Annotated in this window: 19 protein-coding genes; 10 read left to right on the top strand and 9 right to left on the bottom strand. The window is 66.2% G+C overall.

Features of this window, described 5'->3' with window-relative positions:
- Positions 1 to 36: 36 nt before the first annotated feature.
- Together ACZ6YI_RS12565 and ACZ6YI_RS12560 are read right to left on the bottom strand one after the other, a co-directional pair.
- The gene (locus ACZ6YI_RS12565) at positions 37 to 501 is read right to left on the bottom strand and encodes a tRNA (cytidine(34)-2'-O)-methyltransferase (protein ID WP_465778964.1); all 465 of its coding nucleotides are present in this window, start codon (positions 499 to 501) and stop codon (positions 37 to 39) included.
- Between the two features lie 7 nt (positions 502 to 508).
- The gene (locus tag ACZ6YI_RS12560) at positions 509 to 718 is read right to left on the bottom strand and encodes a hypothetical protein (protein ID WP_440327716.1); all 210 of its coding nucleotides are present in this window, start codon (positions 716 to 718) and stop codon (positions 509 to 511) included.
- A 39-nt stretch (positions 719 to 757) separates the two neighbouring features.
- Between ACZ6YI_RS12560 and ACZ6YI_RS12555 the strand changes: the two genes are divergently transcribed.
- The 3 genes from ACZ6YI_RS12555 (at position 758) to ACZ6YI_RS12545 (ending at position 4484) form a co-directional block, all read left to right on the top strand.
- The gene (locus tag ACZ6YI_RS12555; protein ID WP_440327717.1) at positions 758 to 889 is read left to right on the top strand and encodes a hypothetical protein; all 132 of its coding nucleotides are present in this window, start codon (positions 758 to 760) and stop codon (positions 887 to 889) included.
- Between the two features lie 214 nt (positions 890 to 1103).
- The gene (locus ACZ6YI_RS12550; RefSeq protein ID WP_465778963.1) at positions 1104 to 3971 is read left to right on the top strand and encodes a M16 family metallopeptidase; all 2868 of its coding nucleotides are present in this window, start codon (positions 1104 to 1106) and stop codon (positions 3969 to 3971) included.
- 93 nt (positions 3972 to 4064) lie between these two features.
- The gene (locus ACZ6YI_RS12545; RefSeq protein ID WP_440327719.1) at positions 4065 to 4484 is read left to right on the top strand and encodes a DUF4156 domain-containing protein; all 420 of its coding nucleotides are present in this window, start codon (positions 4065 to 4067) and stop codon (positions 4482 to 4484) included.
- Position 4485: 1 nt separating this feature from the next.
- Here the strand turns inward: ACZ6YI_RS12545 and ACZ6YI_RS12540 are convergent, their stop codons facing one another.
- Positions 4486 to 5397, bottom strand: coding sequence for a LysR family transcriptional regulator (locus tag ACZ6YI_RS12540; protein ID WP_465779089.1), 912 nt, complete (start codon positions 5395 to 5397; stop codon positions 4486 to 4488).
- Between the two features lie 116 nt (positions 5398 to 5513).
- Between ACZ6YI_RS12540 and ACZ6YI_RS12535 the strand changes: the two genes are divergently transcribed.
- Together ACZ6YI_RS12535 and ACZ6YI_RS12530 are read left to right on the top strand one after the other, a co-directional pair.
- Complete coding sequence (locus tag ACZ6YI_RS12535; RefSeq protein ID WP_465778962.1) at positions 5514 to 6257, top strand: SDR family oxidoreductase; 744 nt, start codon at positions 5514 to 5516, stop codon at positions 6255 to 6257.
- A 27-nt stretch (positions 6258 to 6284) separates the two neighbouring features.
- A complete protein-coding gene (locus tag ACZ6YI_RS12530) occupies positions 6285 to 7178 on the top strand; it encodes an SDR family oxidoreductase (protein WP_465778961.1) in 894 nt (297 codons plus the stop codon).
- A gap of 111 nt (positions 7179 to 7289) precedes the next feature.
- On the opposite strand, the gene ACZ6YI_RS12525 is transcribed toward ACZ6YI_RS12530, so the two are convergent.
- The 3 genes from ACZ6YI_RS12525 to ACZ6YI_RS12515 are packed head-to-tail and all read right to left on the bottom strand — an operon-like array spanning position 7290 to position 10147.
- Positions 7290 to 7793 carry a cytochrome P460 family protein gene (locus ACZ6YI_RS12525; protein WP_465778960.1) on the bottom strand — a complete coding sequence of 168 codons (504 nt, stop codon included), beginning with the start codon at positions 7791 to 7793 and terminating at the stop codon, positions 7290 to 7292.
- Positions 7790 to 8863 (bottom strand): alpha/beta fold hydrolase, encoded by a 1074-nt coding sequence (locus ACZ6YI_RS12520; RefSeq protein WP_465778959.1) that lies wholly within the window; start codon positions 8861 to 8863, stop codon positions 7790 to 7792. Before ACZ6YI_RS12520 ends, ACZ6YI_RS12525 begins: the two co-directional genes overlap by 4 nt.
- Before the next feature lie 12 nt (positions 8864 to 8875).
- Positions 8876 to 10147: an epoxide hydrolase family protein gene (locus ACZ6YI_RS12515; protein WP_465778958.1), complete on the bottom strand. Its 1272-nt coding sequence runs from the start codon at positions 10145 to 10147 to the stop codon at positions 8876 to 8878.
- 222 nt (positions 10148 to 10369) lie between these two features.
- Between ACZ6YI_RS12515 and ACZ6YI_RS12510 the strand changes: the two genes are divergently transcribed.
- Positions 10370 to 11014 carry a dihydrofolate reductase family protein gene (locus tag ACZ6YI_RS12510; RefSeq protein ID WP_465778957.1) on the top strand — a complete coding sequence of 215 codons (645 nt, stop codon included), beginning with the start codon at positions 10370 to 10372 and terminating at the stop codon, positions 11012 to 11014.
- Between the two features lie 17 nt (positions 11015 to 11031).
- Here the strand turns inward: ACZ6YI_RS12510 and ACZ6YI_RS12505 are convergent, their stop codons facing one another.
- The 3 genes from ACZ6YI_RS12505 to ACZ6YI_RS12495 are packed head-to-tail and all read right to left on the bottom strand — an operon-like array spanning position 11032 to position 12797.
- Entirely contained in the window at positions 11032 to 11919 is an 888-nt protein-coding gene (locus ACZ6YI_RS12505) for an alpha/beta fold hydrolase (protein ID WP_465778956.1), read from the bottom strand.
- Positions 11920 to 11959: 40 nt separating this feature from the next.
- Positions 11960 to 12457 carry an SRPBCC family protein gene (locus ACZ6YI_RS12500; RefSeq protein WP_465778955.1) on the bottom strand — a complete coding sequence of 166 codons (498 nt, stop codon included), beginning with the start codon at positions 12455 to 12457 and terminating at the stop codon, positions 11960 to 11962.
- On the bottom strand, positions 12441 to 12797 hold the full coding sequence (locus ACZ6YI_RS12495; protein WP_465778954.1) for an ArsR/SmtB family transcription factor: 357 nt from the start codon (positions 12795 to 12797) through the stop codon (positions 12441 to 12443). The genes ACZ6YI_RS12500 and ACZ6YI_RS12495 overlap by 17 nt, the downstream gene beginning before the upstream one ends.
- A 138-nt stretch (positions 12798 to 12935) precedes the next feature.
- On the opposite strand from ACZ6YI_RS12495, the gene ACZ6YI_RS12490 reads away from it, so the two are divergent.
- The 4 genes from ACZ6YI_RS12490 to ACZ6YI_RS12475 are packed head-to-tail and all read left to right on the top strand — an operon-like array spanning position 12936 to position 16790.
- Positions 12936 to 13427: a MarR family winged helix-turn-helix transcriptional regulator gene (locus ACZ6YI_RS12490; RefSeq protein WP_465778953.1), complete on the top strand. Its 492-nt coding sequence runs from the start codon at positions 12936 to 12938 to the stop codon at positions 13425 to 13427.
- Between the two features lie 12 nt (positions 13428 to 13439).
- Positions 13440 to 15572 carry an FUSC family protein gene (locus ACZ6YI_RS12485; RefSeq protein WP_465778952.1) on the top strand — a complete coding sequence of 711 codons (2133 nt, stop codon included), beginning with the start codon at positions 13440 to 13442 and terminating at the stop codon, positions 15570 to 15572.
- On the top strand, positions 15562 to 15759 hold the full coding sequence (locus ACZ6YI_RS12480; protein ID WP_440327731.1) for a DUF1656 domain-containing protein: 198 nt from the start codon (positions 15562 to 15564) through the stop codon (positions 15757 to 15759). Before ACZ6YI_RS12485 ends, ACZ6YI_RS12480 begins: the two co-directional genes overlap by 11 nt.
- Before the next feature lie 11 nt (positions 15760 to 15770).
- On the top strand, positions 15771 to 16790 hold the full coding sequence (locus ACZ6YI_RS12475) for an HlyD family secretion protein (protein WP_465778951.1): 1020 nt from the start codon (positions 15771 to 15773) through the stop codon (positions 16788 to 16790).
- The last annotated feature ends 163 nt before the right edge of the window (positions 16791 to 16953 follow it).

Below are 16953 nucleotides of genomic sequence, written 5' to 3'. Positions count from 1 at the left end.
CGTGGCCCCGTGGACGACGTATCCACGATGTCGCGGTCAGCCCGCGCCGTCGAACCCGGCCTGGCGCCATGCCTCGAACACGGCGACCGCGACGGCATTGGAGAGGTTGAGGCTGCGGTTGCCAGGACGCATCGGCAGGCGGATGCGTTGTGGCTCGGGGATCGCGTCCAGTACGTCATCGGGCAGGCCCGCGGTTTCGCAACCGAACAGCAGGGCATCGTTTTCCGCGTACGTCACGTCGGTGTGCAGGTGCCTTCCGCGCGTGGAGAAGGCGAAGACACGTGGCTGGCCAAGGACCGCGAGGCAGCTGGCGAGATCATCGTGCACGCTGACCGGGGCGAACTCGTGGTAGTCCAGGCCCGCGCGGCGCAGCCGGGTGTCGTCCAGTTCGAAGCCCAGCGGGCGGATCAGGTGAAGGCTAGCGCCGGTGTTGGCGCAGAGGCGGATCACATTGCCCGTGTTGGGCGGAATCTCGGGTCGGAACAGGATGACATGGGGCATGCCCCCATTATGACGCCACGCGCGGGCAAACGATGCCATCCGGGGGCAGGGCGCAGCTCGGTGCCGTCAGCATGCTGATGGCGCCCGGCGCTGGCTTCGCTGCCTTGGCCAGCTGCACCGGGGCACCCTGGTAGGTGAGCATGTTGCCCAGGATCAGGCCGCAGACCAGCAGCGAAGCGACCAGCAGACCACGGAGGACGAGTAGTTCGTGTTTCATGACATCGGTTCCCTTGATGAGCGGATGAGGGGTCAGGCCATGCCGGCCAGGGTGAGGGCGCAGATCAGCATCGTCGTGGCGAGCAGGGCGGCGAGCATCGGCAGTTCGTACTTCATGGCGTTCTCCTCGAAGGATTCGGTGGGCCGGGTGGAAGTCCCGGGGCGTGCTTAGTAACGCAAACGCCGTGCCAGCCTTTTAGAGCCGGCAATCAACTGATTCGCATGAGGTTTGTCAGGTCGCGGGAAATCACGACGGTGTCCGCGGACACGACCGGCAGCCGGGCGGACACCGTCCGCGTACGTGCCGTGCGACCGATTGCGCGACATGGACCGCAACGGCTAGCCTCAGGGGAGAAACGGGCCACGGAGGCCTGGAGGAGCCGTGCATGAAGAAACGTCTCGCCCTGCTGGCCGCAGGCATGATGACCGTCGTGGGTGCCGCCGCCGCGGCCGCTCCCACCGCCGACACCATTCCCGATATCCCCTTCACCCGCTTCCAGCTGCCGAATGGCCTGACCGTGGTCGTCCACGAGGACCACAAGGCGCCTGTCGTCGCCGTCAGCATCTGGTACCACGTGGGTTCGGCGGACGAGCCGGCCGGCAAGACCGGTTTCGCGCACCTGTTCGAGCACCTGATGTTCTCCGGCTCGGAGAATCACATGGGCACGTACTTCCAGCCGTTCGAGCTGGCCGGTGCGACCGACATGAACGGCACCACGTGGTTCGACCGCACCAATTACTTTGAAACGGTACCCACCACCGCCGTCGACATGGCGCTGTGGATGGAATCCGACCGCATGGGACACCTGCTCGGTACCATCGGCCAGAAGGAGCTGGATACCCAGCGTGGCGTCGTCCAGAATGAAAAGCGCCAGGGCGAGAACCAGCCCTACGGCCGCGTGGACGAGAACATTCTGGTCAACACGTATCCGGCCAACCACGCCTATCACCACGACACCATCGGCTCCATGGCCGACCTGGATGCGGCGTCGCTGGCGGACGTGAAGAAGTGGTTCCACGATTACTACGGCGCGGCCAACACGACGCTCGTGCTCGCCGGCGACATCACCGTCGCCCAAGCGAAGGAGAAGGCTGCGAAGTACTTCGGTGACATCCCGTCCGGGCCGCCGGTACCGCGCCAGCAGGCGTGGATCACCCCGCTCGACAAGGACACCCGCGGCATCCAGCACGACCAGGTGGCGCAGCCGCGCATCCTGCGCACGTGGATCGCGCCGCAGCTGGGCAGCGACGACGCCATCGGCCTCGATCTCGCCACCACCGTCCTCGGCGGCGGCAAGACCTCGCGTCTTTACCAGCGCCTCGTCTACCAGGACAAGCTGGCTGACGATGTCAGCATCGGCATCTCCCCGTTTGCGCTGGCGAGCCAGGTCCAGCTCTCGGTCGACGTGAAGAAGGGCGTCGACCAGAAGAAAGTCGAGGCCGCGGTCGCCGATGTGCTGAAGGAATTCCTCGCCAAGGGTCCGACGGATGACGAGCTCGAGCGGGCGAAGACCATCAACCGGGCCGGCTTCGTGCGCGGGCTGGAAAAGGTCGGCGGCCGTGGGGGCGGCAAGGCCACCATCCTCGCCGAAGGCCAGGTGTATCGGAACGATCCGGGCGCCTACAAGAAGGATCTCGAGCGTGCGGAGGCGGCCACGCCGGCATCCGTGCTCGCCGCGTCCAAGGCATGGCTGGGCAAGGGCAGCTACACGCTGACCGTGCTTCCGGCCGCACCCGGCTTCGATCCGGCGGCGGAAGACAAGGCAGTAAAGGGCCTGGGCGATGCCGCGGGCCGTCCTGCCGCGGTGATGCCGCCTGAGAAAACGTACGCGGTCGAAAAGTCGGCCGTGGATCGCGCGACCGGCGTACCGTCGGTCACGACGTTCCCTGATCTCACGTTCCCGAAGCTCCAGCGCGGCAAGCTCAAGAACGGCATCGAAGTCGTGCTGGCCGAACGCCACACCATCCCGGTGACCCAGGTGCAGTTGCTCTTCAGCGGCGGCTACGCTGCCGACCAGGGCCGCAAGCTCGGTACGGCCAGCTTTACCTCGCAGCTGCTTGAAGAAAGCACGAAGTCACTGGACTCGGTCGAGGTCGCGCGCCGCAAGCAGCGGCTGGGTGCGATCGTCGCTTCCGGCTGCTCGCTGGATACCTGCAGCATCTCGCTCAACGCGCTCAATTCCGACCTGCGTCCGTCGCTGGAGCTGTTCGCGGATGTCGCGCGGAATCCCGCATTCAAGGCGGAAGACATCGAGCGCGTGCGCGGCCAGTGGATCGCCGGCATCGCGCAGGAGAAGACCGAGCCGGAGGGCCTGGCGCTGCGCACCCTTCCGCCGCTGCTGTTCGGCAAGGACCACGCCTACGGCATCCCGTTCACCGGCAGCGGCACGGAAAAGGCGATCGCCTCGCTCACCGCCGCGGACCTGGCGAACTTCCAGCGCGACTACCTGCGCCCGGATAACGCACGCATCCTCGTCGCGGGCGACACCACCCTGGCCGAGATCCTGCCGCAGCTCGACGCGGTGTTCGGTGACTGGACCCCGCCGGCCACGCCGGTGCCGAAGCGGAACGTCGGCGAAGTCGCCGTGCAGCCGAAGCCGCGCGTGTACCTGGTGAATCGCACGGACGCGCCGCAGTCGCTGATCCTCGCCGGGCTTATCGCGCCGTCGACGAAGGCGAAGGACGCGCTCGACCTCGGCATCGCCAACGGCGCCTTCGGCGGCAGCTTCACCTCGCGCCTGAACATGAACCTGCGCGAGGACAAGCGCTGGGCCTACGGCGCCGGCAGCTTCCTCCTCGATGCGCAGGGCCAGCGTCCGGTCCTGTTCTACGCGCCGGTACAGACCGACAAGACCGCGGAGTCGGCTGCGGAAATCCTCAGGGAGTCGCGCGACGTCATCGGGGCAAAGCCGCTGACGGCCGACGAAATCGCCAAGATCCGCTCGCAGCGCGTGCGTGCCCTCCCGGGCAGCTTCGAGACGACCTCGGCCGTGCTCGGCGCGATGAACGGCATCCTGATCTACGACCGCCCGGATGATTACGTGCAGACGTTGAAGTCGCGCGTCGATGCGGTCAACCAGGGCTCGGCGGAAACCGCCCTCAAGGCGGTATTGAAGCCGGATGCGTTCACCTGGGTGATCATCGGCGACCTGCGCAAGATCGAGGCACCCGTGCGTGCCCTGAACCTCGGCGAGGTCCACGTCATCGATGCCGACGGCAACCCGGTCAAGGCCGCGAAACCGGCTGGCAAGTGACTGATGGCGAAGGCGCGGGGAGAATTCTCATCGCGCCTTCGCTTCCATCGGGCTAGCATTGCCCCCGAACGCGACATGCCACCGGAGCCACCCATGCGTAAAGCCGTCCTTATCCTCATCCCCCTTGCCACGCTCGCGCTGAGCGCGTGTGACTGGGGCATCAAGCTCGATGACAAGGCGCGCAACGTGCGCACCGCGTGGAACGGCGATGTCAGCCAGTGCAAGGAGCAGGGCAAGGTCAGTGTTTCCGTCACCAGCCGCGTCGGCCCTGTCGACCGCAGCGACCTCAAGGTGCGCGACGAACTCGAAGTCCTTGCCCGCAACGAAGCCGCGAAGCTCGGTGCCGATACCGTGAAGCCGATTGGCGAGCCGCGCGATGGCTCGCAGGACTGGGGCGCCTACACCTGCGGTAGCCGCGTGGTCGGCCCGCAGGGCAACAGCGCGCCGCCTCCGCCCGCGCAGAACAGTGCGCCGCAGCAGGGCGGCTTCGAAACCGTCCCGCTGAAGAACTGATTCAAAGCATGCGCACGCCTTCGCCCGCACGCGCGGCGAAGGTCGTGGCCACCCAGTCGATGAACACGCGCACGCGCGGCGAAAGTTGCCGGTTGTGCGGGTAGAGCAGCGATACCGGGGTTTCGGTCGGCGGGTAGTCGGGTAAGACCTCGACCAGCCGGCCTTCGGCGATGTCCGCCGCGACGTTGTAATAGGGTACCTGGATCAGGCCCAGGCCTAGGCGGGCCAGCGTCTTGTTCGTCTCGGCCCCCGTCACCGTGACCACTGACGGCAGGTGCACCGTGCGCACCTGGCCCTCGACCACGAACTCCAGCGGCAGCGTGCCGCTCGTCGCCGTCGAGAAAAAACCGATCGCCGTGTGGCCCTCGAGGTCGTCGGGCGTCTGTGGCACGCCGTGCCGTTCCAGGTACTCCGGGCTGGCGAGGGTCACCTCGCGCAGCATCGCGATCCGCCGGCCGGCCATGCTGCTGTCGGCGAGGTCGCCGGCGCGTAGCACACAGTCCACGCCTTCCCGCACCAGGTCGACCCAGCGGTCGCCCTCGCCGACATGCACTCGCAGCCCCGGGTAACGCGCCAGGAATTCCGGCAGTGCGGGCAGCACGAACGTCCGCGCAAGGATGCCGTGCATGTCGACCCTGAGCAGTCCGGTCGGCCGTGCATCGGTGAACGCGGCCTCGGCGTCTTCGACGTCGGCAAGGATCGCGACGCAGCGCCGGTGGTAGGCCTCCCCATCCAGCGTGGGACTGACCTGGCGGGTGGTGCGCTGGAGCAGCCGCACGCCGAGGCGCGCCTCCAGCCGCTTGATCGCCTGGGTCACCGTGGACCGGGGCAGGTCCAGATCGGCTGCGGCAGCGGTGAAGCTCCGCCGCTCCACGATCCGGACGAACAGCCGCATGGTGTCGAACCGGTCCATGCTCATGGTTTGTTCCACCACGTGGAATAGTGATGCCCAATTTAACCTGATTATCCGCAGGCCGCCAACGCGCATCCTTTCCCTGCCCGGCAATCACGCCGGATCCGGAGATCGAGATGAACGAGCAAGCGAACAACAAGGTTGCCATCGTCACGGGCGCCTCGCGGGGTATCGGTGCGGCGGTGGCGAAGCGCCTGGCGGCGGATGGATTCACGGTCGTCGTGAACTACGCCGGCAGCGCGCAGGCGGCCGAAGCCGTGGTGAACGAGATCGTGGCGGCCGGTGGCAACGCCATCAGCGCCCAGGCCGACGTGGCGAACGCAGCGGATACGCAGCGCCTGTTCGATCGGACTGAAGAGGTCTACGGCGGTGTCGATGTGCTGGTGAACAACGCCGGCGTGATGAGCCTCGCCCCGATCGCCGAGCTGAAGGACGAAGACTTCGATCGCCTCTTCGACATCAACGTGAAGGGCAGCTACAACACGATGCGCCAGGCCGCGAAGCGCCTGCGCCGCGGTGGCCGCATCATCAATTTCTCATCCAGCGTCGTGGGGCTGCTCCAGCCGACCTATGGCCCCTATGCGGCCACCAAGGCCGCGATCGAAGCCACGACGATGGTGCTGGCGCGTGAGCTGCGCGGCCGCGAGATCACGGTGAACGCCGTCGCCCCTGGCCCGACCGCGACGGAGCTGTTCCTCAACGGGAAGTCCGACGAGCTGGTGAGCCACCTCGCGAAGCTTTCGCCGCTCGAGCGCCTCGGCACGCCCGAAGACATCGCTGCGGCGGTCGCCTTCCTCGCCGGTCCCGACGGTGCCTGGATCAATGGCCAGGTGCTGCGTTCCAACGGCGGCATCATCTGACCCGCACCGCGACCAGGAGACCTCCCCATGAAGCAGATCATCCTCATCACGGGCGCTTCCAGTGGCTTCGGCCTGCTCACCGCGCGCGCCCTCGCCGATGCTGGCCACACCGTCTACGCGAGCATGCGTGACGTCGCCGGCCGCAACCACGCGCAGGCCGAGGCCGTGCTCGCCGAAGCGCGCGAGCGCAAGGTCGACCTCCGCGTCGTCGAGCTGGACGTGACCTCCGACGACTCGGCGAAGGCCGCCATCGCGACCGTCGTGCAGGAAGCCGGCCGCCTCGATGTCCTCGTGCACAATGCCGGCCACATGGTCTTCGGCCCGGCCGAAGCCTTCACCGCCGAACAGTACGCCCAGCTTTACGACGTGAACGTGCTCGGCACGCAGCGGGTGAACCGCGCGGCGCTGCCCGTGATGCGCAAGCAGGGCAAGGGGCTGCTGCTCTGGGTGTCGTCCAGTAGCACGCGCGGTGGTACCCCGCCGTTTCTCGCCCCGTATTTCGCGGCGAAGGCGGCCATGGATTCACTGGCGGTCAGTTACGCCGGTGAACTCACGAAGTGGGGCATCGAAACCTCGATCATGGTGCCGGGCGCCTTCACCAAGGGCACCAACCACTTCGCCCATTCGGGCAAGCCTTCCGATACCGCGATTGAAGCGGAGTACATGGATGGCCCGTACGCCGGCATGCCCGATCGCATCCTCAAGGGCCTGGCTTCGCTCGAACCCGCCGATGCGGACGCTGGCGTGGTCGCCACGAAGATCGTGGAAGTGGTCGACATGCCGTTCGGCAAGCGTCCGTTCCGCGTGCATGTGGATCCCTCGCAGGATGGCGCGGAAATCGTCAACGGCGTGGCCGACCGCGTGCGCCGCGAGTTGTTCTACCGCGCGGGCATTGATGAGTTGCTGACGCCGGTGGGCTGAGCCTCGACGTGTGGTTGTGGGAGCGCGCTTGCGCGCGATGGGGTGTCCAGCAAGCACCCATCGCGTGCAAGCACGCTCCCACAACAAGCTCCCACAAGACGCTCCCCGGGCTTACGGCGCGTAACGCGTAAACACCAGGTCGTGGTCTTTCACATTGGCCTTGTGGCACCCAAGACAGGTCTGGTGCTGGGCCAGGTCGACCGGCTTGCCATCGATGAAGCGGCCGAAGCCCCAGCCGCCCGACGCGGCGTACCTCTTCGAGTCCTTCACCATCACCTGCACCGTCGTCGCCGCCCCGGGCACGAACGCCGGGGCAAACTCCTTCGACTGCACGTGCTTCCACGCCAGCTTGACCAGGATCGAACCGTCGGGGAACGGCAGCGTCCCCTCGCGATACGCCTTGATGGCAATGTCGTTGCCGACCACGACGCGCAGCTCATCCAGTGGCGGGGTTTCATGCGCGGGCGCGATGAACTCCCAATGCCGGTAGCCCTCAGGGACGGTCACCCCATAGAGCGGTGATTTCGCCGGCGTATCCGCCGTAGCCGCCAGCGTCACCGCCGTCGCGAAGGAGCCGGCGGCGATGGCGAACAGCGCGACGAGCGAACGCGTCACGAGAGCTTGTCCACGTCGATGATCGCCTGGGCAAAGGCCTGCGGAGCTTCCTGCGGCAGGTTGTGGCCGATGCCGCCAGTGATCGTGCGGTGCGCATACTTGCCGGTGAACTTCGCCGCGTACTGGGCCGGTTCCGGATGCGGTGCGCCATTCGCGTCGCCTTCCATGGTGATGGTGGGTACGCCGATGGTCGGCCCCTGCGCGAGCCTGGCCTCCAGCGCGTCGTACTTCGCCTCGCCCTCGGCCAGGCCCATGCGCCAGCGGTAGTTGTGGATCACCAGCGCGACATGGTCCGGGTTGTCGAACGCGGCCGCGCTGCGGTCATACGTCGCGTCGTCGAAATCCCATTTTGGCGAGGCCAGCTTCCAGATCAGCTTGTTGAAGTCATGCCGGTTCTTGTCGTAACCCTCGCGACCACGCTCGGTCGCGAAATAGAACTGGTACCACCACTGCAGCTCGGCCTTCGGCGGCAGCGGCTTCTTGCCGGCTTCCTGGCTGCCGATGAGATAGCCGCTGACCGACACCAGTGCCTTGACCCGCTCGGGCCACAGCGCGGCGACGATATCGGCGGTGCGTGCGCCCCAGTCAAAGCCGGCGATCGTTGCCTTCTTGATCTTCAACGCGTCCATCAGGTCGATGATGTCCGTGGCGAGCGCTGCAGGCTGCGCATTGCGCGGGGTGGAAGCGTCGACGATGTGCGTGCTGCCGTAACCACGCAGGTACGGGATGATGACGCGATAGCCCTTCGCGACGAGGACCGGCGCCACGTCGACGAAGCTATAGATGTCGTACGGCCAGCCATGCAGGAGGATCGCGACCGGGCCCTTCGCCGGGCCCATGTCGACGTAACCGACATCGAGCGCTCCGGCGCGGATCTGCTTTAGGGGCGGGAAGCTGTTGGTGCCGCCAGATGGCTGCGCAGCGCCCATGCCGGTCGCGGCACCACCACCGATGGCGGGCGACGCGGGCGTAGCGTCGGCGAGGGTGGCAAAGCCCAACGGGCCGACGGCCATGGCCATCGCGCTTACGCCGAGGAACCGGCGGCGGGAAAAGGTATGTTCTGAAGACATGGTGATTCTCCGTTAACGCAGTGACTTGAAGGCGGCGCGGAGCTCTTCGACGAAGAGCTGGGGCTGTTCCCACGCGGCGAAATGGCCGCCCTTGTCGGCTTCATGGAAGTAATAGAGCGACGGGTAGGCGCGCTGTGCCCAGCTCTTCGGCGCGCGGTAGATCTCGTAGGGGAAGACGGTGATCGCGACCGGTACCTTGATCTCGCGGGTCTTCTGCGTCTCGGAACTGAAGTTGTTGTTATTGTTTTCCCAGTAGAAGCGCGAGGCCGATGCGCCCGTATTGGTCAGCCAGTAGAGGCTGATGTCATCGAGCATTTCATCGCGGGTGAGCACGCCATCGGGGTGGCCGCGGTTATCGGCCCACTGCACGAACTTCTCGTACATCCATGCCGCTTCGCCCGCGGGTGAATCGGCAAGCGGGTAACCGATGGTCTGCGGACGCGTCACCATCATCGCGCCGTAGGCCGCATTGCGCCCGAAGAACATGCTGAGTGAATCGAAGGCGCGCTTCTCGTCCGGCGCCAGGCCAGCCGGTGCCGGGTCGCCGCCGAAGATGGGCTTCACCAGTTCCGGTGGGATCGTCGCCGGCATGTTCAGGTGGATGCCGAGCAGGCCGGCAGGTGCCTGGCGGGCGAGTGCATCGGAGATCACCGAACCATGGTCGCCGCCCTGCGACACATAACGCGTGTAGCCCAGGCGATGCATCAGCGTGTCCCATGCCTTCGCGACACGATCCGGACCCCAGCCGGTACCCTTCGGCTTGCCGGAGAAGCCGTAACCCGGAATCGCGGGGATCACCACGTCGAACGCATCTTCCGCCTTGCCGCCGTGCGCGGTGGGATTGACGAGCGGATCGATGGTCTTCAGGAATTCGATCGGCGAACCGGGCCAGCCGTGGGTGAGGATCAGCGGGAGTGCATTCGGGTTCTTCGAGCGGACATGGATGAAATAGATATCCACGCCGTCGATCGTCGTGACGAATTGCGGGAGCTTGTTGAGCTGGGCCTCGAACTTGCGCCAGTCATAGCCCTTGCCCCAGTACTGCACCAGCGCCTGCACCTTCGCAAGCTGGATGCCCTGGGAATCATCGTCCACCGTCTCCTTGTCGGGCCAACGCGTATCGGCGATGCGCCGCTTGAGGTCGGCAAGCGCCTTGTCAGGCACGTGCGCGTGGTAAGGGCGGATCGAGGTGTCGTCCGTGGCGGACGCGCGGGTGTCCTGGGCATGGGATAGCCCGGAGGCTCCCAGCAGGACAAGGCCCAGCGCGAGGGTGGCTGCACGCATCGGTGTTCTCCATGAATGATGAAGCACAGATCACAGCAGACCCCATGAAGGTAGGCGATTGCACCTTGGTATCGACACATACCAACGTATGGACGTGGGCTGCGACGGACGTGCAGGGCGTGGGTTAGGCGATTCCTATCGTGTATGGCACGACGCACGCGTATGCAGTGCGCGTCTATACTCGCGGCACGGCTGCGCTCTCGCAGCGATCAGGGAGATTCCATGTCGAAGGTGCGCATCGCAGGGTTCAACGTTTCGATGGATGGCTATTCGGCCGGACCGAACCAGGGCCTCGAAAACCCGCTGGGCGTAAACGGCCCGGACATCTTCCAGTGGTTTTTCCCGACCCGCATGTTCAGCGAGATGATCGGAAAGGTTGGCGGCGAAACCGGGCCGGACAACGATTTCGCTTATCGCGCGATGGACGGCTTCGGGGCGTTCATCCTCGGCCGCAACATGTTCGGTCCGATCCGTGGTGAATGGCCGGACGACGAATGGAAAGGCTGGTGGGGCGATAACCCGCCCTATCACGCGCCGACCTTCATCCTGACGCGCTATCCGCGCGATTCGATCGAAATGGAAGGCGGCACGACCTTCCACTTCGTCACAGGCGGAATCGAAGAGGCGTTACAGCGCGCGCGTGACGCCGCGGGTGACAAGGACATCAAGATTGGCGGCGGCGTGTCCACCGCCAGGCAGTACATCGAGGCGGGGCACGTCGACGAAATGCACCTCGCGATCGCACCCGTCGTCATGGGGCAGGGCGAGGCGCTGTTTGCCGGCCTCGATCTGCGTGCCATGGGCTACAAGACTATCGAGCACGTGCCAACGGCACGCGCCACGCATGTGGTGCTGGCGCGCGACTGAAGCCCGCCTATGCGCGTCTACCCCGCGGGCTTCACAGCGGGGTCGAGGAAGCGCCCGACGACCTCGGGCAGCATCGGGTCGACAGCGAGCGTGTAATGCGTCGTGTCGGGCAGGATGGCGAGCGCGTTGGCGGGTCGCTTCGATCCATCGAGGCCGGCATCGCGCTGGCCGCCTCCCAGGGCCTTCCAGAATGCGACCATGTGTTCCGGGTGGATCGCGTCGGCGTCGGCATACACCAGGAGTGTGCGCATCCGAAGCTTTGCGACGTCCGCGCTCCAGTCGAAGGGGCGGCTGGTCATGTCACCGACCTTCATGAACAGCCGGGTCCAGTCGACGTCGGGATACGCCTTGCCTAAAGGCGAGGCCTTGACGCCGGGCCCGATCGTGGCGGCGTTGCCTTCCATCTGTTTGAACGCCGCCACGGCTTCCGGATAAAAGCCGTCCTGGCTCATCGTCACCGACACCAGCACCAGCCGGTCAACGACGTCAGGATGGCGGATGGCGGTCTGTAGGGCGACGGAGCCGCCGAGCGAATAGCCCATCACGTCGGCCTTGCCGAGCTTCAGCTGACGGATGAGCGCCGCGATGTCATCAGCCATCGTTTCGCTGCGCAGCGGCCGGTCCGTATCGGGCGTACGCCCGTGCCCCTGGAGATGGACGGCGATGACCTGGCGATGCCTGGCCAGCTCGTCCAGGTTGCTTCCGAAACTGCCCGGGTCGATGCCGCCGTGTAGCAGGATGAGCGGCTTGCCGATGCCATGCACGCTGTAAAAAAGATGCTGGCCATTGACGTCGGCAAAGTGCTCGCCGCCCGCAACGGCAGGAGCCGTCGTAGCGCGGACGGGGAGAACGGCAGCCAACACAGCGGTCGCCGCGGCAGTCTTCAGGAAATCACGTCTCAGCATGTCGTCGTCATCCCTTCCCTATGCCGCGGCAGCGGTGTGATTAGTGGCGTGAAGCGAGCAAAGCATCCAGCTGCGCGAACTGCTCGGGCAGGCCTTCTGCCGAACCGGCGAGGGCTTCTTCAAGCGCTGCCGTGGTGGGGTAAAGCTCGTGCAGGGTGACCAGCGTCCTGTCGCCCTGGGCTTCGAACGTCACCGTGGTCACGGCGCCATCGGGGCTTTCTTCGTTCGTCCAGACCATACGCTTGTTCGGCGTCACGTCGCTGTATGTGCCGAAGAACGTCATCGGTTGGTCGAAGTTGGGGTGGCGGAATGTAAGGCGATACTTGCCACCCGTGCGAATGTCCATCTCGCATGACTCAAGCGACATGCCCACCGACTTCGGTACCCACCACGTCTTGAACAGGTCAGGCGTACTCCATGCCTCGAACACGATATGCACCGGCGCATCGAACGTCCGCGTCACGAGCATCTCGCGGTCGCCCCTGCGTTGGACATCGGTGCGGTTCGTGGCGCGGCCACCTTCATTCATCACGCTCATCTGCCCTCTCCTCGCGTTTCAGCTGGTCAACGATCTGGTCGAGCGCATCGAAACGTGCGCTCCAAAGCTGGCGGTGCTGCTCGATCCAGCCGGCCTCTTCTTCGAGGCGACGTGGTCCGAGCTTGCAGGTACGGACGCGCCCCACCTTCTCCGTGGTCACCAGCCCCGCCTGCTCCAGGACGCTCACGTGCTTCTTCATGCCCGTGATCGTCATCCGGAACCGCTGGGCGAGATCGCTGATCGACGCGTGTGAATCCCCGAGCTGTTCCAGGACGCCCCGCCGGGTGACATCGGACAGGGCGGCGAACGTGGCATCGAGGCGAGCTTGATACTGAACCATGTGGTTCACTGTATGCCGCCGATCGAGGCTCTGCAAGTGGCCCCGCACCAGGAAACCTGAACTCTGGAAAATTCTGCATATTGATAATACAGAAATGAACTATATACTTATGGTGTAACCGAGCCACAGGCCGTTCCCATGAGTGACTTCGCCCCCACCGAAGCGCGGATCCACAACACCATCAAGAAGTACCCCGCCTTCCCCCGGGAGCCGGCGGTGCTCGTTCGCCTGGTCAAGCACCTCTACAAGGAGGTGCACGACGAGGCCAACGGTGTGATGAAGCCGTACGGCCTGAATCACCCCGAGTACAACATCCTGATGATGCTGTACGGAGCGGCGGGCAATGCCCTGAATCCCTCGCAGCTGGCCGATGCGGCGGGCGAGAAGCTGGCCAATGTCACCCGCCTCACGACTCGCCTGTGCGACATGGGCTACATCGCCCGCGCCGCCAGCGATGACGACCGCCGCAAGATCGAGCTCACGCTCACCCCGGCCGGCGTGGACCTTATCGAGAGCTTCCTGCCCGACATCGTCACGCTGCTGCACCGGCAGACGCGCAACCTTAGCCGTGACGAGCAGAACCTCCTCGAGGGCCTGCTGAAGAAGATGCTTGCCGGGTTCGGGGAGTAAGCGGGCGCCGCCATGTCTGCCGTGAATCCCACCGCCACCGCCACCACGCCGGCCACGCGCCAGGTCGTGGTGGAGACCCTGCGCGAGGAGGCCTCGATCTGGCTCTTCGTGGTGAAGACGCTGGTCGCGTTCTTCGCCGCGGGCTGGCTGGCCATGCGCTTCGACCTGCCGGCGCCGTCCACCGCGATGCTGACCACGATCATCGTGGCCAACCGGCAGTCGGGCATGGTGCTGGCGAAGAGTTTCTACCGTGCGATCGGCACGGTGGGCGGTGCGACGGCGGCTATCGCGATCGTCGCGTCGTTCCCGCAGCAGCGGGATCTGTTCCTCGTCGCGCTCTCGTTGTGGATCGGTGTCTGCGCCGGTGGCGCCACGCTTTACCGCAACTTCAAATCCTATGCCTTCGTGCTGGGCGGCTACACCGCAGCGATCGTCGCCATCCCGGTCATCGACAACCCGCCGGGCGTGTTCGACTCCGCCGTGGCGCGCCTCTCCGAAGTGTTGCTCGGGCTGCTGGTCAGCGGCGTCGTGAACGATGTGGTCTTCCCGAGCCGCATGCGCGACGTGCTGCGCCGCTCGGCGCGCGAACAGTTCGCGCACTTCCTCAACTTTGTCCGCGGTGCCACGGAAGGGTCGATCCCGCGCGAAGCCATGGAAAACGCGCACCTTCGCTTCGTGCGCGATGCGGTGACGTTGGAAAACCTGCGCAGCTCCGTGATCTTCGAGGACGCGGAAGCGCGTGCCCGCAGCAACCACCTGCGCCTGTTCAACCAGCGCTTCATGGCGGCTTCCACGAGCTTCCAGTCGTTGCACCACCTGGTGAACCGGCTGAAGCGGGCGAAGCGCGATCTCGCCGCCGATACGCTGGTCCGCTTGTACGCGCCGATCGGTGATGCCCTGCATGTGCCCATCGAAGCGGGCATGGCCGCGCGCGTCCTGTTGCCCCGCCTGGCCGATGCGCGTGCGGCCATGCGTGCGCAGCGCCCGCTGCTTCGCGCCTCGCTCAGCGACGTCCAGGACATCCGCGACTACGATACCGGCGCCTCGCTGCTGATGCGCTTTGCCGACGAGCTACACGCCTACGTCGACGCTGCTGCCTCGCTCCAGGCGCCCCGCATCGTCGGCGGCACGGCCGAGCGCGTGCGCTTCGACCGTGGCAACGACTGGCTCGGCGCGGGGCTGGCCACGTTCCGCACCACCCTGACCATGCTGGTACTCGGCCTGTTCTGGATCGCGAGCGCGTGGCCGATGGGGTCGAGCGCGATGCTCCTGGCCACCATCTTCGCCGGTCTCTTCGCGACGACACCCAATCCCACCCGCGTCACGTGGATCGTCATGCTCGGCTACCTCAGCGGTATGGCCATGGGCTTCATCTGCGAATTCTTCGTGCTTACCCAGGTGGATGGCTATCCGCTGCTCGTAGCCGGTATCGCCCCGTTCCTTGCGGTGGGGTTGGTCATGATGATGAGCCGGAAGCTGGGGTCGTTCGGCCTGGGCTGGTCGATGGGCCTGGCCTACATCCTTGCGCTGAAGAATGTGCAGACCTACGACCCGGCGCATTTCATCAACGATGCCATCGCCCAGGTCGTCGGGCTCGGCGCCGCGGCCGTCTCGTTCGTGGTCATCCCGCCGGCGATCGGCAGTGCGTGGCTGCGCCGCCGCCAGCTGACGCGGTTGCGCGGCCAGGTGGCGCTGGCCGCGGAGGCGCCCTTGCCCGGCCTGCGCCACCGCTTCGAGAGCGTGAACCACGACCTCTTCAGCCAGGTCGTCGCGCAAACGCAGCCTGGTAGCGCGGATTCCCGTGCGCTCGTGGCGTGGGCACTGGCGGTGCACGAGACCGGCCGTGCGCTCATCGAGTTGCGCCACGACATGGCCCGCCGCGACATACCCTCCACGCTGCTGCCCTACCTGCAGGAAGCCCTGCGCGCGCTGGCGCGCTTCTATGAGAAGCCGGACCCGGCGGGCTACCTGCTGGCGCGCGACGCCGTGGCCACGGCCATCGCCAGCGTCGGCGAACACGACGGGCAGGCCCACCTGCTCGAACACCTGCACCTCGTCCGCATGGCGCTGCTCGATGGCGAATCCGTCCTCGCCGCGTACATGCCTTCCGCTCCGCTTGCCAAGGAAATCGTCCATGCCTCGTGAGATTGCGCTCGGCGACGCCCTCGTACCGGGGTTGCTCGTCCTTTTCGTCCTGGCCCTGCTGGCCCTGTGGATCCTGGATTCGCTGGCGGGCCGCTTCGGCCTCTATCGCCTTGTGTGGCACCCGCCGCTGTTCCGCCTGGGCGTGTTCGTCTGTGTCTTCGGCGCGTTTGCGCTGTTCCTTATCTGAGTGATGCCGTCATGAAACTCACCACGATCCTCCGCTTCGCCATCACCGCCGCCGTCATCGTCGTCGCGGCGTTCGTCGGGCACGCGTTGTGGAAGCACTACATGTATTCGCCCTGGACCCGCGATGGCCGTGTGCGCGCGGAGATCGTGCGCATCGCCCCCGACGTGGCGGGCCTGGTCACCGACGTCCAGGTCATCGACAACCAGACGGTGAAGAAGGGTGACCTGCTGTTCGTCGTGGACAAGGCGCGTTACATCAACGCGCTGAACCAGGCGAAGGCCAACCTGCACGCCGCTGAAGCCGCCGCACGCGCGTCGGGCGCCAACATCAACGCAGCCGCTGCGAGCGCGCAGCAGAGCCGCTCGAACTTCGAGATGTATGCCGCGCAGTCCGACCGTCGGCAGAAGCTGATCAACAACGTGATCTCGGCGGAAGACAAGGCCAATGCGCTCGCCGCGGCGAATGCTGCCAAGGCGGGCTGGCAGGCTGCACAGGCGAGCACGAAGCAGGCCTCGGCCGCGCAGGAGCAGGCGCTCGCCGCCGTCGCCCAGGCCGAGGTGGAAGTGGCCGCCGCGCAGCTCAACCTCGATCGCACCGACGTGCGCGCGCCGGTGGATGGTTATGTCACCAACCTGGATGTCCGCGTCGGCGATTACGCCAGTGCCGGCACGGCGCGCCTTGCGCTGATCGACAGCCACTCGTACTGGATCTACGGCTATTTCGAAGAAACCAAGCTGCCTGGCCTGCGCATCGGCGATCCGGTCGACATCCGCCTCATGAGCGGCGGCGTGCGCCTGCGGGGCAAGGTCGAGAGCATCGCTCGCGGTATCACCGATGCGGACAACCCGACCGGCAGCGACATGCTGGCCGACGTGAACCCGACCTTCAACTGGGTGCGCCTGGCCCAGCGCGTGCCGGTGCGCGTGCGGATCGACGCGAGCCATTTGCCGCAGGGTACGGTGCTGGCGGCGGGCATGACGGCGACGCTCGTTGTTCATCCGTCGCAAGCCGAGCAGGTCGCAGTTCGCTAAGCCGGTCTCGGGCGGCGAATGCTGTTGTGGGGGCGGGGGGGGGGGGGGGGGGGGGGGGGGGGGGCGCCCCACCCCCCCCCCCCCCCCCCCCCCCCCCCGGGGGGGGGGGGGGGGGGGGGGGCCCCCCAGGCCCCCCCCCCCCCCCCGCGCGCAGGCGGTGGAA

It is taken from the genome of Luteibacter sp. NPDC104163 (genome assembly GCF_055584245.1).
This window is presented reverse-complemented; position numbering and strand designations above follow the sequence as displayed.

Excerpts from the sequence above, each read along its gene's own strand:
- ACZ6YI_RS12565 (WP_465778964.1), bottom strand. The coding sequence starts at position 501 with ATGCCCCATGTCATCCTGTTCCGACCCGAGATTCCGCCCAACACGGGC.
- ACZ6YI_RS12560 (WP_440327716.1), bottom strand. The coding sequence starts at position 718 with ATGAAACACGAACTACTCGTCCTCCGTGGTCTGCTGGTCGCTTCGCTG.
- ACZ6YI_RS12555 (WP_440327717.1), top strand. The coding sequence starts at position 758 with ATGCCGGCCAGGGTGAGGGCGCAGATCAGCATCGTCGTGGCGAGCAGG.
- ACZ6YI_RS12550 (WP_465778963.1), top strand. The coding sequence starts at position 1,104 with ATGAAGAAACGTCTCGCCCTGCTGGCCGCAGGCATGATGACCGTCGTG.
- ACZ6YI_RS12545 (WP_440327719.1), top strand. The coding sequence starts at position 4,065 with ATGCGTAAAGCCGTCCTTATCCTCATCCCCCTTGCCACGCTCGCGCTG.
- ACZ6YI_RS12540 (WP_465779089.1), bottom strand. The coding sequence starts at position 5,397 with ATGGACCGGTTCGACACCATGCGGCTGTTCGTCCGGATCGTGGAGCGG.
- ACZ6YI_RS12535 (WP_465778962.1), top strand. The coding sequence starts at position 5,514 with ATGAACGAGCAAGCGAACAACAAGGTTGCCATCGTCACGGGCGCCTCG.
- ACZ6YI_RS12530 (WP_465778961.1), top strand. The coding sequence starts at position 6,285 with ATGAAGCAGATCATCCTCATCACGGGCGCTTCCAGTGGCTTCGGCCTG.
- ACZ6YI_RS12520 (WP_465778959.1), bottom strand. The coding sequence starts at position 8,863 with ATGTCTTCAGAACATACCTTTTCCCGCCGCCGGTTCCTCGGCGTAAGC.
- ACZ6YI_RS12515 (WP_465778958.1), bottom strand. The coding sequence starts at position 10,147 with ATGCGTGCAGCCACCCTCGCGCTGGGCCTTGTCCTGCTGGGAGCCTCC.
- ACZ6YI_RS12510 (WP_465778957.1), top strand. The coding sequence starts at position 10,370 with ATGTCGAAGGTGCGCATCGCAGGGTTCAACGTTTCGATGGATGGCTAT.
- ACZ6YI_RS12505 (WP_465778956.1), bottom strand. The coding sequence starts at position 11,919 with ATGCTGAGACGTGATTTCCTGAAGACTGCCGCGGCGACCGCTGTGTTG.
- ACZ6YI_RS12500 (WP_465778955.1), bottom strand. The coding sequence starts at position 12,457 with ATGAGCGTGATGAATGAAGGTGGCCGCGCCACGAACCGCACCGATGTC.
- ACZ6YI_RS12495 (WP_465778954.1), bottom strand. The coding sequence starts at position 12,797 with ATGGTTCAGTATCAAGCTCGCCTCGATGCCACGTTCGCCGCCCTGTCC.
- ACZ6YI_RS12490 (WP_465778953.1), top strand. The coding sequence starts at position 12,936 with ATGAGTGACTTCGCCCCCACCGAAGCGCGGATCCACAACACCATCAAG.
- ACZ6YI_RS12485 (WP_465778952.1), top strand. The coding sequence starts at position 13,440 with ATGTCTGCCGTGAATCCCACCGCCACCGCCACCACGCCGGCCACGCGC.
- ACZ6YI_RS12480 (WP_440327731.1), top strand. The coding sequence starts at position 15,562 with ATGCCTCGTGAGATTGCGCTCGGCGACGCCCTCGTACCGGGGTTGCTC.
- ACZ6YI_RS12475 (WP_465778951.1), top strand. The coding sequence starts at position 15,771 with ATGAAACTCACCACGATCCTCCGCTTCGCCATCACCGCCGCCGTCATC.